At 72.7% G+C, this 13,143-nt stretch carries 13 protein-coding genes; 2 read left to right on the top strand and 11 right to left on the bottom strand.

The features are described from left to right. Position 1: 1 nt before the first annotated feature. The 11 genes from ACI8AF_RS09925 to ACI8AF_RS09875 all read right to left on the bottom strand — a co-directional run bounded on the left by ACI8AF_RS09925 (position 2) and on the right by ACI8AF_RS09875 (position 11,181). Entirely contained in the window at positions 2-2,029 is a 2,028-nt protein-coding gene (locus ACI8AF_RS09925; RefSeq protein WP_456539529.1) for a hypothetical protein, read from the bottom strand. Positions 2,030-2,042: 13 nt separating this feature from the next. Next, on the bottom strand, positions 2,043-3,398 hold the full coding sequence (locus ACI8AF_RS09920; protein ID WP_456539528.1) for a hypothetical protein: 1,356 nt from the start codon (positions 3,396-3,398) through the stop codon (positions 2,043-2,045). Between the two features lie 5 nt (positions 3,399-3,403). Then, complete coding sequence (locus ACI8AF_RS09915; RefSeq protein WP_456539527.1) at positions 3,404-5,431, bottom strand: hypothetical protein; 2,028 nt, start codon at positions 5,429-5,431, stop codon at positions 3,404-3,406. Positions 5,432-5,489: 58 nt separating this feature from the next. Beyond that, positions 5,490-6,752 carry an RNA polymerase factor sigma-54 gene (locus ACI8AF_RS09910; protein ID WP_456539526.1) on the bottom strand — a complete coding sequence of 421 codons (1,263 nt, stop codon included), beginning with the start codon at positions 6,750-6,752 and terminating at the stop codon, positions 5,490-5,492. Then, on the bottom strand, positions 6,700-7,017 hold the full coding sequence (locus ACI8AF_RS09905; protein WP_456539525.1) for a hypothetical protein: 318 nt from the start codon (positions 7,015-7,017) through the stop codon (positions 6,700-6,702). The genes ACI8AF_RS09910 and ACI8AF_RS09905 overlap by 53 nt, the downstream gene beginning before the upstream one ends. A gap of 61 nt (positions 7,018-7,078) precedes the next feature. Beyond that, entirely contained in the window at positions 7,079-7,537 is a 459-nt protein-coding gene (locus tag ACI8AF_RS09900) for a hypothetical protein (protein ID WP_456539524.1), read from the bottom strand. Next, positions 7,534-7,944, bottom strand: coding sequence for a TadE/TadG family type IV pilus assembly protein (locus ACI8AF_RS09895; protein ID WP_456539523.1), 411 nt, complete (start codon positions 7,942-7,944; stop codon positions 7,534-7,536). The genes ACI8AF_RS09900 and ACI8AF_RS09895 overlap by 4 nt, the downstream gene beginning before the upstream one ends. Next, the gene (locus tag ACI8AF_RS09890; protein ID WP_456539522.1) at positions 7,937-8,137 is read right to left on the bottom strand and encodes a hypothetical protein; all 201 of its coding nucleotides are present in this window, start codon (positions 8,135-8,137) and stop codon (positions 7,937-7,939) included. The genes ACI8AF_RS09895 and ACI8AF_RS09890 overlap by 8 nt, the downstream gene beginning before the upstream one ends. A 31-nt stretch (positions 8,138-8,168) precedes the next feature. Then, positions 8,169-9,110 carry a type II secretion system F family protein gene (locus ACI8AF_RS09885; protein ID WP_456539521.1) on the bottom strand — a complete coding sequence of 314 codons (942 nt, stop codon included), beginning with the start codon at positions 9,108-9,110 and terminating at the stop codon, positions 8,169-8,171. Beyond that, the gene (locus ACI8AF_RS09880; RefSeq protein WP_456539520.1) at positions 9,107-9,964 is read right to left on the bottom strand and encodes a type II secretion system F family protein; all 858 of its coding nucleotides are present in this window, start codon (positions 9,962-9,964) and stop codon (positions 9,107-9,109) included. The genes ACI8AF_RS09885 and ACI8AF_RS09880 overlap by 4 nt, the downstream gene beginning before the upstream one ends. Beyond that, the gene (locus ACI8AF_RS09875) at positions 9,961-11,181 is read right to left on the bottom strand and encodes a CpaF family protein (protein WP_456539519.1); all 1,221 of its coding nucleotides are present in this window, start codon (positions 11,179-11,181) and stop codon (positions 9,961-9,963) included. Before ACI8AF_RS09875 ends, ACI8AF_RS09880 begins: the two co-directional genes overlap by 4 nt. 144 nt (positions 11,182-11,325) lie before the next feature. On the opposite strand from ACI8AF_RS09875, the gene ACI8AF_RS09870 reads away from it, so the two are divergent. Then, positions 11,326-11,811, top strand: a complete 486-nt coding sequence (locus tag ACI8AF_RS09870; RefSeq protein ID WP_456539518.1) for a nucleoside deaminase — start codon at positions 11,326-11,328, stop codon at positions 11,809-11,811. After that, positions 11,808-13,109, top strand: a complete 1,302-nt coding sequence (gene codB, locus ACI8AF_RS09865; protein WP_456539517.1) for a cytosine permease — start codon at positions 11,808-11,810, stop codon at positions 13,107-13,109. The genes ACI8AF_RS09870 and codB overlap by 4 nt, the downstream gene beginning before the upstream one ends. The last annotated feature ends 34 nt before the right edge of the window (positions 13,110-13,143 follow it).

Raw genomic sequence — 13,143 nt, 5'->3', positions numbered from 1 at the left:
TTCAGATCCGGGAAGCGCCGTACCGGCGGGGGAAGGATCCCTGTCGACCGGTGAGCGCTGCCGAGGACCGCTGCCGGTCGCCTCGCTGCGCGAGATCGACGCCGGTGACCGCACGATGGGCGTGCACGTAGCCCTGGACCTCTGCGCGCCAGTAGCGGGCCCAGTTCGCCGCTTGGTCCGGAGCGACGGCCTGCGTCCAGGCCCCGAAGCGGATTCCGAGCAGCAACTGCTCGCCGAAGACTGCCAGATCCCGGAAGTGCAGCACCGAGGTGTCCGACCAGCCCTGCAACCGGTTCATCGCCTCGACCCGTTCCATCCACCGCTCCGGGTAGGCGACCATCGTCAGGGTCGGCAAGACGTCGCGCATCTCCGGCCGGCTGAGGATCCATTGCTGCATGAGCATCTCCTGCCGGGCTGTCGACGGCAGGTCGCCGTACTGGTTGTGGGCGCCCTCGCTGAGCAGGAGATGCACCTCGCGCAGGGCGTTGAGGACACCGAAGCCGTCCGCGATGACGGTGGTGTTGTCGTCTGCGCAGTAGAACTCCGAGCACAACGTCAGCAGGTTGTGGAAGGCGTCGACGAATCGGGAGCGGGGGTCAGCGCTCCAGAATCGCGCCGACGTCCGGCCGCCGAGGCCGAGACCGTAGAGGTGGAGGTACTCGTCGATCCGCCGGGCCGCCGTGAGCCGGTGCCCCGAGTCCTGCAACAGACCCCAGAGGAGGTTGTTGAGCGGGCGCAGCGGGTCGATGTTCACCCCGGCGAGAGGGTCGTGCCCGTCGCCGGACGAGGTGCGGTTCTGGAAGCGCCACAGGATCGCGTTGATCGCACGAGGTAGCCCTGCCCGCTCGTGCCAATAGGACCACAGCAGCTCGATGAAGCAGGGCGACGTGAGCTTCTTGGCGAGGATGCCGTAGCACGCCTGGGCCGCCCGGTCGTCGTCGTCGAAGCCCACGACCGGGACGTCACCGAGCTTCCGCCGGATCAGGCGGAGGTACGGCAGCATCGGAAGACCTTCATCGTCCCCGGCGGGCGGTGCCACGAGTGCTCGGAACTCCGCTTCGACGTCGCCGATCTGCACGGTGCGGTTGAGCCGCCTGGCTTCTTCCTCCAGGTCGACGTCCAGCTCGGAGACGTCCACCCCGCAGCGGCACATGAGGAAGACCTCGGTCGCGGCCTTGAGCAACCGGTACTGGTCGACGTTCGGGAAAGGCAGCGCAGTTCTGCGGAGGCTCTTGCGGATCTTGTGCCCTTCCTTGCCCGGCCACCGGTGGTCTTCTCGCTCCGGCGACCAGCCGCACATCACCCGGTCCATGAAGAGCTCGTAGGGCTCGAAGCCCAGGGCCCTGGTGCTGTTGCGGATCGCGACCCACAGCACCTGGTCGGCCGTCGGTGCCACGGCAGTGCGCCGCATGGTCACCGAGACGTCGTCCCCCGACCGGAAGGGCCGGTCCACCACCTCGATGGGATCGGACTCGCCCCAGTGCCCCTTGGCTGGACCTCCCTCGAGCAGCTGGGCGGCTCGCCGCGGCATGCACCGGCACACCGAGTGGTCGCACTCCGGCTCGCTGCACGTCGAATCGGAGCACGGAGAGTGGTCGCACTCCGGTTCGCTGCACGTCGAATCGGAGCACGGAGAGTGGTCGCACTCCGAGTCGCCGCACCCCACGTCGACGTGCTCAGGACCGTCGGACACCCCGTCGACGAGGGCCGGGAGGAATCGGGCTCGTACCGTCCACGCACCGACGCTGAGCCGCTTGGTGTCCAGGGCGGCCCGGACGGGGTGGTCCGCGTCGCAGGCGACCCGACCGCCGTTGATCGTCGTGGCTCCCAACAGGGCGATCCCGCCCTCGTTCCCGGAGAACCGCGCCGGGCCTTCCACCATGAAGGCGACGTGGTACGTCCCGGGATCCGGCGGTGCAGCGGTCAGGAGGACGATGCCTCCCATGGTTATCCGCTGGGGGTAGGCGGTCACGCAGACATCGGCGTCGCAGTTCCTCGTGAATGCGTCACCACTGGCCTTCTTGGACATCGACTGTCTCCAATCACGTTGCACTCAGTGCGAGATGCGGGATGCCGTGCGGTTCGTTCCAGATGCGGGGCTGACCGACGAACACGTCCGGCTGCAGCTGCGCCGCGGACCGCGCTGTCTCGAGCGAGCTCCGGACGGCCCACCCCGTGATCAGCCGGTGCAGCAGCCGGCTCTCGCGCTCCGGAGACAGCAGGTCTTGGGCGCGCGCCTGTCCCAGCACGGCGAATGCGAGGCTCGGCGGCGCGTCGGCCATCCGCCGCGGTTCCTGCTCCCAGGACGCAAAGCGGCGGAGCAACGCCCCCGGGTCGACTTCTGGATTGCGGAGGACGTCGCCGAGCCGCCACCCCCGGAGCGAAGGGGGCTGGTGCTCGAGCAGGATCGATACGAGGTCGGGCATGGTGCTGCGCAGGTCGTGGATCGTGCGGGCGATGCCCGGGTGGATGCCGAGCAGCGGGTACAGCCGCTGCCAGACGTCGGCGAGCTCAGCCCACTGCGGGTCGGGGTAGAGGCGGTCGCCGATCGCGCAGCTGAGCAGCACCCGGACCCAGGGCATCGGGTGCGGATCGTCGTCGGACGGTCGGAACACGAACCCTCGGGGCAAGCTGACCAGGTTGACCAAGCCCAGAGTCGAGGCGATGCCGACCTTGCTGATCGCCCAGTAGTCCGGGACCACCTCCGAGATCCAGCGGTCCCAGCGGACCCACGCGGCGGGGAACCGGGTCCGCCTGGCCATCTCACCCAGCGGCCGCCGGAGAGACTCCACGAGCCCGAGCAGCGCCGCGCCCTGGTGGCCCACCTCGTGGACGAGCGACGAGGCGATGCCGTACCCGATCACCCGTTCCCGAGGGATCCGGATGATCGCCACCGGGTTGTCGCCACCTCCGGGCAACCGGGTGCGAGCCCGCCGGATGGAGCCTCCGAGCCCCCGGTGCAACGCGCAGGCCACGGGCGGTCCCTCGAAGAACCCGCCGGGAAGTAGCAGGGCATCCGCTGCCGCGACGTCCAGCCCGGAGAGCAGGACGCCGTAGTCGTCCTCGCTGCGCTGGGTGATCACCTCGGAGAAGAGGTCGAACTGCGCGACGACGGTCTGGAACGCCAGTCGCACCTCCGTGTACCGACGCTGCTGCTCGGCCGCCGTCGCCCGTGTGCCCGCACCGGCGAGCCAGCGCAGGAACCCGAGCGCCCTGCGGCGGACCTCCCGCCGTCCCGTGACGAGGTACTGCTCCACCGCCGAGAGCGCGGCGGGGGACAGGGCCGCCGCCGCGACCGAGGTCTCCTGGAGCACGAAGGGCCGGATCGCTGCCAAGCGGGTCAGCAGCGCGCGGGTCTCCTGCTCCAGGAGCCAGGTCGACGACGGTAGGAGGCTCATCGGTCTCAGGCGCCGTCGCGCCAGACCCAGCGACCGGCGCGGCCGGTGCCCGGCTGACCGCTGTGCCCGTTCTGCCGGTACTCGCTCTGGGCAGGCGACGGTTCGGGCGGACCCTGGTCCGGCCCGGGAGGCTCTGGGGCGGCGGGCTGCACCGGCGGCGGGAGGACGCTCGGCGCGGGGGCTCCGATCGGTACGGCGACCCAGCGGTAGCCGGGCGTCGGAGGTCCCGGGGGTTCCGGCTCGGGCTCCGGCTCCGGCTCCACCCCGGGGGTGACCGGCAGGGTTGGATAGGGCCAGTACCGCCTGTAGCTCGGACCTCCGTAGCCGAAGCGGTAGCGGGGGCCGCGGTACGGCCGGTAGCGGGGGCCGCGGTAACCGCCCCAGGATCGGTACGGACGGTAGCGGTACCCGCGGCGGAACCCCGGGTACCGCCTGCCGTAGTACCGGCGGGCGAACGGCCGGACCCGCCAGAGGGCGCGGCGATACACCGGCCGGGCGTACCGGCGGGAGGCCAGGAAGAAGCTCAGCTCGCCGGCGAGGTCGGGTGGCACCCCGGGCGGCGCCGTCGCGACGTTGCGAGCGGTCGCCGCGGTCAACTGGACGAGCCGGCGGGCCGTCTCGAAGTCCTCCTGCTCGGGGCTCATCCCGGAGGTCTCCATCTCGAACAGCGAGCTCGCCACCCTGCCCAGCGCCTGGCCGACCTGCCCACCCACACCCGGGAGGAGGGCGCCGCCGATGGCCCCACCGAGCCCGGGCAGCGCCGAACGGGCCAGCGGCTTGATCGCGTCGATGACAGCCCGGCCCTGCGGCGAGTTGACCGCTCCCCGGATCCCCTGCACCCCTCGGCCGACGAGGTTGACGATCCCGCCGAGGACGCGGGAAAGCTCCTGCTCGTCGGAGACCTCGAGCAGGCGCGCGGCGAAATCGGCTTCCTGCGCCCGCGTCAGGCCGGACCCGCCCTGCCCGCGCTCCTCGCCGAGCACCTCGTTGAAGACCTCGAGCAAGAACTGGTCCTCCGCCTCACCGCCCTGTCCCGCTTCGCCGTCCTCCTCCTCCCACTCGGAGACGGCGGCCGCCTCCCCGTCCTCGAACTCGAAGCCCCCCTGGACCTCACGACGACGGCGTCGCCTCGCGTCTCCGCCTCCACCACCACCGAGGCCGCCGAGCAGCCCACCGAGCAGCTGGCCCCCTCCGCCGCTGAGCAGCCCGCCCAGCGCCTTCCCGACGACGGGAACGAGTCCCGCGAGCGCTGGGAGGAACTGCTCCTCGCCCTGCCCCTCGTCCTCGAACTCCCCGCCGTCCTCGAACTCCCCGCCGTCCTCGAACTCCCCGCCGTCCTCGAACTCCCCGCCGTCCTCGAACTCCCCGCCGTCCTCGAACTCGCCCGGATACGGTCCCGACTCGTACGGAGGGCCGCCGTACTCACCGGCGGAACGGTCGTAAGCCCCCGCTTCGCCCATGCCCTGGCCCCATTGGGCCGGCCGCCCCCCTGATCCGTACTCGCGCTGGTCGTACTCGGCCTGCGGGGAGTAATCGCGCGTCTCGGTCTCGAACATCTGGTTCTCCTTCCGGTTGGGGAGGTCGACCGGGGCTGTGCCCGTCGGGCTCCGTGTCGGTGCGAGCAGCCCGGGCGCGTGGCGGCGCGCAGCGCCGGCGAGCGCGACCGCCGCGTCGTTGCCGGGCGTGAGCCGTGCGACCGCCGACCGCGCCAGGCGGACGAAGCGGAGCGCGACCTCGAAGTCCCGGTCTTCGGCGCTCATCCCCTCCAGCTCGACGCCGTAGGTCCGCGCCGCCGCCGCGGCAACCCTCGAGACCGCGTCGGGCCGCTCGACGCGGAGGACGAGGGCCAGGCCGGGCACCGTGGCGATGGCGGTGCGCTTCAGCGATGTGGCGAGGTCCCGGCGAGCTCGGCCGTCCGGGTGCCCGCCGGGCGCTGTGGTGCGGACCAGGCCGTCGACGAGCTCGTCGAGCTCGGTCTGGTTGACGACGTCGAGCAGCCGGGACGCCAGCACGACGTCATCGGCGGTCGTCACCACCGAAGGGGAGCGGTCGGAACCCACACCCCTGTCCCTGCAAGATCCGGGCCCGCCTTCAGCGCAGGCCGGTGGCAGGGAAACCCAGCCGTGCCCGGTGCTTGGCGACGGTCCGGCGGGCGATCGGGTAACCGGCGGCCCGCATCTGATCCGCCAGGTGCTGGTCGGACACCGGTTCCGCAGCCGACTGGAGCAGCACGCGCAGCTTCTCGTCCACCTCGCCGCTTCCTCCGAAGAAGCGGGCGAGCGGCACCGTCGTGCGGTCGGGCAGCAGGACGTACTTGTCCGCGACCGCCCGGCTGACCGTCGACTCGTGCAGGCGCAGCTCCGCGGCGACCTCCGCCCGCGTCAACGGCCGCAGCCCGGCCGCACCGTGGCGGAGGAACTCCGGTTGGTGCCGAACGACGCACGAGGCCACCCGTTCGAGCGTCTGCCATCGGTTGCGCACCTGGGTGACGAACGACCGGGCGCGCTGCACGGCATCGGCGGGGACCCGGCCGGACGCCCACATGTCGCGAACGGTCACGCGCATGACGGCCGGCTCGACCAGCTCGACGGTGAACGCGCCGGGCACCACGTCGTCGTGCCGGATGACGACGTCCGGTACGACATAACCGGTGACGTGCCCGCTGCCCACGAAGGCCGGATAGGGGCTCAGGCGGCTCCGGACGAACGCGAGGACGCCGCGAACCTCCGCTGGCGACGCTCCGAGCGCTGCGGCGATCGCGGCGAAGTGTCCTCTGGCCAGGGCAGTCAGGTGGTCGGAGATGACCTTGCGCGCGAAGCCGGCACTTTCGTCCGTCAGGCCGCAGGCGTCCAACTGGAGCAGCAGGCACTCGCTCGCCGTGCGGGCCCCCACGCCAGGTGGGCCGGTCCGGCGGAGCACCGCGAGGACGCGTTCGACCCGGGACGTGTCCACTCCCAGTTCGTCGGCCATCTCGGTGCAGGACCGGTCCAGCATCCCGTGACGGTCCAGGCTGGCCACCACGTAGTCGGCGATCGCCACATCGGCCGCTCCGACTTCCGCCCGCACCTCACGCGCGAGTTGCTCGACATCGGACTCGTCGGCGGGCACGACGATGTCGTCGCAGTCACCAGACCCAGTCCCGGGACGACGTTGTCCACGCGGCGCGCAGACCGGGCAGGACGCGCGCCACGCGCCGCGGCACACCGGGCACTCGTCGCCGTCGATCCGCTCGAGTGCTGGATTGACGCTCAGCTCGTCCTCCAGCGCCGACTCCATGGCCTCGAACGGCAGCATCAGCAGCTCACCGAAAGTGACGAGGGCCGGGGACACCTCCAAGCCGAGCTTGGGCACCATGGCGATCTCGAGTCCCAGGGACACAGCCACCCCCAGCTGCCATACGCTCACGCCGGACGTCCCAATCGACAGCAAGAAGCGTGCCAGCCGGCTCGTTGACCCAGACCTCCTCGACCTCCGGGTCGTCGAGGTAGCGCTGCAGCGGACCGAAGCCGGCCACCCGGTCGAGCACGTCGCGCACCACCGACTCCGCGTCGGCGATCGGCGGCAGCGCCGAGGTCAGCGAGCGCTCGGAGTAGTCGGCGACCACGTCGCGCACCAGCATGCGCAGCCGGTCGTTCAGCAGGTGACCAACTGCCCCCTCCCCGACGGTTCGAGCTAGCGATTCAACCGTCGACGTAGCGGTCGCGCTCGACGACGAACTGGCCGGTGGCGGTGTTGGCGTCGATGAAGTCGGGCAGCAGCGGGATGCGCACGGTCACGGTCACGCAGACGCTGAACTCCTCCCCCGGCGTCAGCGACGGCGTGTACGCGCCGGCCGCGTCGCACCCGGCGCCGGCCGGCGCGTAGGCCACCCGGACGTCGGTCGCCTCCACCGACTGGTCCTCCACGGCGAGCTGCGCGGCGCGCTCGGCGCGCGCCAGCCCGGTGGAGACGTCGGGTGCGGTCGCGATCGCCCGGCCGGCCTCCCGTGCGGCCTCGGTCGAGGCGAACACCCCGCGCTGCACCGCCGAGAACCCGGCCACCAGGTAGACCAGCGGCACGAACACCACCAGCGCCACGAACACGAACTCGACCAGCGCCGAGCCGGTCTCCTCCCGCAGCCGCTCGCGCAGCCGGCTCACGGGACCTCCTTGACCGCGCGCCCGGTCACCTCGAGCGGCAGCACGTTGCCCAGCGCGGCGAACAGCGTCGGCACCGAGCCGGAGCACCGCACCACGACAAGCGTCAGCCCGGTCGCGTCGACCTCCTCGCCCGACGTGCACCGCAGCCCCTCCGCCGTCTGCACCGAGGTCGCCCGCGCCACCACCTCGACCGTGCGCGCCGCACCGAAGGCGGAGTCGACGTCGGCGTTGGCCGCGTACCGCGCGCCCTCCTGCGCGCTCGCGGTCACCACGTTGCGCACGTGCACGTAGACCGCCACCTGCAGCACCGCCAGCAGCAGCGCCAGGACCAGCAACGAGACCAGCACGACGTCGACGACGGCACTGCCCCGCTCGTTGTCGACCGGGCGGTGCCGCCGCTCAGCCACCGCTCGTGACGGAGGACAGCGCGTTCTGCACCGCAGTCACGATCGCCTCGCGGAAGGGGATGAGGATGGCCAGCACGAGCGCCGCCGTCATCACCGTGATCATCACCCAGCCCGGGACGTCGCCCCGCTCGGGATCGTCCCCGCGCACCCGTTCGGCCAGCGCCACCAGCGCCGCCCACAGCCCCCGTGTCATGTCGTCGTCCCTCCTGTCGCGTCCCGCGGGCTCACTGCGCCAGCGAGACGATGCTGATGAGGCCCGGGAAGAATGCGAAGAGCACCGTCACGGGCAGGACCAGGAAGACGACCGGGACCATCATCGCGATCTCCTTCCGTCCGCCGGCCTCGAGCAGCCGGCGCTTGCCGGCCTCCCGGACGTCGGCCGCCTGCGCGCGCAGCACCTCGGCCAGCGGCGTCCCGCGCTCGATGGCGACCAGCAGCCCGTCGACGAACCGGGCGAGCGGGTCCAGCGACGTCCGGTCGGCGACCTGCTGCAGCGCCTCGGTCAGCGGCACGCCCGCCCGTGCCCGGCCGAGCGCCGAGCCGAGCTCCCGGGCCAGCTCGCCGCCCGAGAGCCGGGTGACCCGGGCGATGGCCGCCGCCGGGCCCTCCCCCGCCGTCACCGCGAGCGCGAGCAGCTCGGCGACGACCGGGAACTCGGCCAGCAGCAGCTCCTCGCGCTTGTGCACCTGCTGGGTCAGCCACCAGTCGCGGCCGAGGACGCCGCCGACCAGGCCGGCCACGCACAGCAGCCCGGCGGAGAGCACGTTGAGGCTGCCCGCGGCCACGGAGCCGACCGTCGCGACCGCGGCGGCGCCGAGCAGGCCGAGCCCGCCCCAGACGACCTGCTCGATGCGGAAGTCCTCCACCGCGCCCTCGGCGCCGAGCGCGTCGAGCCGGCGCCGCACCGCCGACCGGCCGCCGAGCACGCGGTCGACCAGCCGGGCGCCGTCGCCGACCACCGGGCCGAAGATCCGCCGGACGGCGGACAGCAGCCCCGCCTCGGTCGCCGTGCCGAGCAGCCGAGAGGGCGGTGGGCTGTCGTGCACGTACGGGGCGAGCCGGTCGACCAGCCGCACCGCGCGGAACGGCGGCGCGTAGGTCACCGCCAGCACCAGGCCCAGCGCGGCGAGCAGGCCGAGGAGCATGCCGAGCACAGCGGCGCTCACCGCAGCACCCGCACGTCCTCGGGCAGCCGCCCGATCCGCAGCATCAGCCGGTAGGCGACCACGCAGACCACGCCGCCGCCGATCAGCAGCGCCGTCCCGACCGGGCTGTCGTACGCGGCGAGCGTCGTCGACTGGGTGGCGAGCAGGAGCAGCACGACCCACGGCGCGGCGACCGCGAGCCGCGCGGCGGAGACCACCCAGCCCTGCCGCGTCTCCAGCTCCGCCCGCGCCCGGGCGTCCTCGCGCAGGAACGTCGCGAGCGTGCGCAGCACGCGGCCGAGGTCGGTGCCGCCGACCTCCCGCGCCACGCGCAGCGTCTCCACGATGCGGTCGCCGACCGGGTCGGCGAGGTCGTCCTTGAGGCGGTCGAGGCAGGGCCCGAACCGACCGCTCGACCGGTACTCGGCGGCGAAGCGGGCGAACGGTGGCCGCAGCACCTCCGGCCCGCGGGTGGCCAGCGCGGTGAGCGCCTCCGGCAGCGAGAGCCCGGCGCGGACGGCGGAGGCGAGGTTGTCGACGACCTCGGGCCACACCTCCCGCAGGTCGGCTCGGCGCTTGCCGGCCAGGCGTCGGACCTGCGCGTGGGGCAGTGCGAAGCCGAACACCGCGAAGGCGAGGCTGACGGTGACGGTGCCGGTGGTCAGCAGCACGACGACGAGGGCCAGCAGGCCGAGGCCGATCTGCAGCGCCAGCAGCTGGGCGGCGTTGATGCCGGTCAGCCCGGCCGCGGCGAGCAGCTCCTGCCGCCGGCCGGGCCGCCGGGGGTCGGTGCGGGGCCTGGGCGCGCGCGAACCGCTGCGCCAGATCAGCAGCAGGCCGACGCCGAGCCCCAGACCCAGGAGCGCGCCCGTCACCGGAGCAGCCCGGCGAGGTCGAAGCCGGCAGCCGCGAACCGCTCCGGGTGCGGCGGGTAGCCGTCGGCGCGCACCAGCCGGCCGTCGCGGGAGGTGAAGACGTCGGCGGTCTCGATGACCCCGCCCTCGGCGCGGCCGGGCAGGGCGACGACCTCGCGGACCCGCCGCCGTCCGTCGGCGTCGGTGCCCACGTGCACGACGAGGTCGACGCTGGCTGCGACCGTCGGGACGACGAAGGCGGTGCCGATGTTCTCGCCGGCCAGCAGCGGCAGCGTGCACATCTTCACGATCGCCTCGCGGGCGCTGTTCGCGTGCAGCGTGCACATGCCCGGCAGCCCGGAGTTGAGGGCGATGAGCAGGTCGAGGCACTCCTCCTGGCGCACCTCGCCGACGACGATGCGCGAGGGGCGCATCCGCAGCGCCTCCTTGACCAGCCGCCGCAGCGGGATCTCGCCGGCGCCCTCGAGGTTCGGCTGGCGGGTCTGCATGCTCACCACGTCGGGCAGCGGCACGCGCAGCTCGAAGACCTCCTCGGCAGTGATGACGCGCTCGCGGGCCGGGATGGCGGCGCACAGGCAGTTGAGCATGGTGGTCTTGCCGGCCTGCGTGCCGCCGGAGACGAGCACGTTGAGCCCGGAGGCGACCGCGGCCTCGAGGAAGCGCGCCGCCTGGGCGGTGAGGGTGCCGAGGGCGACGAGCTCGTCGAGGCTGTGCGCCTGCAGCACGAACTTGCGGATGTTGACCGCCATGTGCCGGCGGGTGATGTCGGGGATGACGACGTGCAGGCGCGAACCGTCGGGCAGCATCGCGTCGACGAACGGCGTCGACATGTCGATCCGCCGCCCGGACGTGCGCAGCATCCGCTCGACCAGGTCGGCCAGCTCGCCGGGCTCGAGGATCGTCGTGGTCAGCTCGCTGCGGCCGCGCCGCGCGACGAACACCCGCCCAGGCTCGTTGACCCAGACCTCCTCGACCTCCGGGTCGTCGAGGTAGCGCTGCAGCGGACCGAACCCGGCCACCCGGTCGAGCACGTCGCGCACCACCGACTCCGCGTCGGCGATCGGCGGCAGCGCCGAGGTCAGCGAGCGCTCGGAGTAGTCGGCGACGACGTCGCGCACCAGCACGCGCACCGGGCCCGGGTCGGTGAACGGGTCCAGGCCGCGGCGGCGGATCAGTTCACGGACCTCCCCGTCGACGACGTCCAAGGCGCTCGGCACGCGCGGGACTGTAAGAGAACCGATCGGTCCGCGGGCGGCCTCGGTGACGTTCTGTGGACAACCGCACCGCAGGTCCACCCGATCAGGCGACCGGACCCGTTTCGTGCCACTGTCACAGCAGGCGCACAGGGAGGACGGCAGCCGATGAACGCACCGCTCGACGAGGCCACCGCCCGGCAGTGGCTCGCCGTCGCCGTGGAGGAGGCCCGCGCCGGCCGTGCCGAGGGCGGGATCCCGATCGGCGCCGCCCTCATCGGCCGCGACGGGACGGTGCTGGGCCGCGGGCACAACCGCCGCGTGCAGGACGACGACCCGTCCGTGCACGGCGAGACCGACGCCTTCCGCCGCGCCGGCCGGCAGCGCAGCTACCGCGGCACCACGATGGTCACGACCCTCTCCCCCTGCTGGTTCTGCAGCGGCCTGGTCCGCCAGTTCGGCATCTCCCGGCTGGTCGTCGGCGAGGCCCGCACCTTCTCCGGCGGGCACGACTGGCTCGTCGAGCACGGCGTCGAGGTGCTGGTCCTCGACGACCCCGAGTGCATCCAGTTGATGGAGGAGTTCATCGCCGAGCACCCCGCCCTCTGGCACGAGGACATCGGGGAGGACGACGAGACGGAGGCGCACCGATGAGCAGCAGGGCTCCCGACGACACCGCCGTCCCGCTGGCCGAGGTCGATCCCGACTACCCGATCGACCCGGTCCCGCGGCACGCCAGCAAGTCGCTGTTCTCCGTCGCGATCGTGCTGCTGGGCTTCACCTTCTTCACGCCCACGATGCTGGCCGGCGCGCAGCTGGGCGCCGCCTTCGACGTCACCTCGCTGATCTGGGTGCTGCTGCTCGGCAGCGCCGTCCTCGGGGTGTACGTCGGCGCCATCGGTGGCATCGGCGCCCGCACCCGCCTGACCACGGTGATGATGTGCCGCTACACCCTCGGCCGGGTCGGGGCGAAGTTCGCGTCGCTGCTGCTCGGCGGCACCCAGGTCGGCTGGTACGGGGTCACCGTCGCCACCCTCGCCGGCCTCACCGCGAGCGCCTTCGACTGGACCGGCCGCGGCACCGAGATCGCGCTCATGGTCGCCGGCGGGGCGGTCATGGGGGTCACCGCCTACTACGGCTACAAGGGCATGTACGCGCTGTCGGTGGTCTCCGTGCCGCTGCTGCTGGTCCTCGCCGGGTGGGTCACGTGGCGCTCGCTGGAGGAGGTCGGCGGCTGGGGCGGCCTCACCGCGATCGAGCCGACGGAGACCCTGCCGCTGGCCGCCGCCGTCACGATCATCGTCGGCACGTTCGCCTCCGGCGGCACCCAGGCGCCGAACTGGACCCGTTTCGCCCGCACCCCGGCGGCCGGCTTCTGGGCCTGCATCGTGGCCTTCTTCATCGGGGAACTGCTGATGCTGGGCTTCGGCGCGATCGGCGCGCTGGCCTTCGGCGAGGGCGACTTCGTGCTCGTCCTCTACCAGCTCGGCCTGGTCGGCTGGGGGCTGGTCTTCCTGGTCGCCAACCTGTGGACCACCAACGACAACACCGCCTACAACTTCGGCGTCGCCGGGGCCGAGATCGCCGACTCCCGGTCCAAGAAGCCGTTCGTCATCGGCGGCGTCGTCATCGGCACGCTGCTGGCCATCACGGGCATCTACGACAACCTCATCGAGTACCTGGTCTGGCTGGGCATCCTGATCCCCCCGCTCGGCGGCGTCGTCATCGGCGACTTCCTGGCGCGCTGGCGGCACGGCATGCCCGAGCCGTCGGCCCTGCCGGCGGTCGAGTGGCGCAACCTCGCCGCGTACGCGGTGGCGGCTGTCGCCGCCTGGTGGAGCAACGAGGCCGAGTGGTTCATCCCGCCGGTGGTCGGCGCCGTGGTCGCGGTCATCGGCGTGGTCGCCGTCCAGTGGGGACGACGCCCGGCGCTCGACACCGCGACGACCTGACCCCGCCGGCTCGGCGGCCGAGGCCGACGGGCTC

Source organism: Blastococcus sp. SYSU D00669 (assembly GCF_054050715.1).
Note: the sequence above shows the minus strand (reverse complement) of the source record. Positions and strands in the feature narration are given on the sequence as shown.

Coding starts and splice junctions, on each gene's coding strand:
- codB (WP_456539517.1), top strand. CDS start 11,808: ATGAGCAGCAGGGCTCCCGACGACACCGCCGTCCCGCTGGCCGAGGTC.
- ACI8AF_RS09910 (WP_456539526.1), bottom strand. CDS start 6,752: ATGGTGCCCAAGCTCGGCTTGGAGGTGTCCCCGGCCCTCGTCACTTTC.
- ACI8AF_RS09870 (WP_456539518.1), top strand. CDS start 11,326: ATGAACGCACCGCTCGACGAGGCCACCGCCCGGCAGTGGCTCGCCGTC.
- ACI8AF_RS09890 (WP_456539522.1), bottom strand. CDS start 8,137: ATGACACGGGGGCTGTGGGCGGCGCTGGTGGCGCTGGCCGAACGGGTG.
- ACI8AF_RS09920 (WP_456539528.1), bottom strand. CDS start 3,398: ATGAGCCTCCTACCGTCGTCGACCTGGCTCCTGGAGCAGGAGACCCGC.
- ACI8AF_RS09925 (WP_456539529.1), bottom strand. CDS start 2,029: ATGTCCAAGAAGGCCAGTGGTGACGCATTCACGAGGAACTGCGACGCC.
- ACI8AF_RS09905 (WP_456539525.1), bottom strand. CDS start 7,017: ATGCTGGTGCGCGACGTGGTCGCCGACTACTCCGAGCGCTCGCTGACC.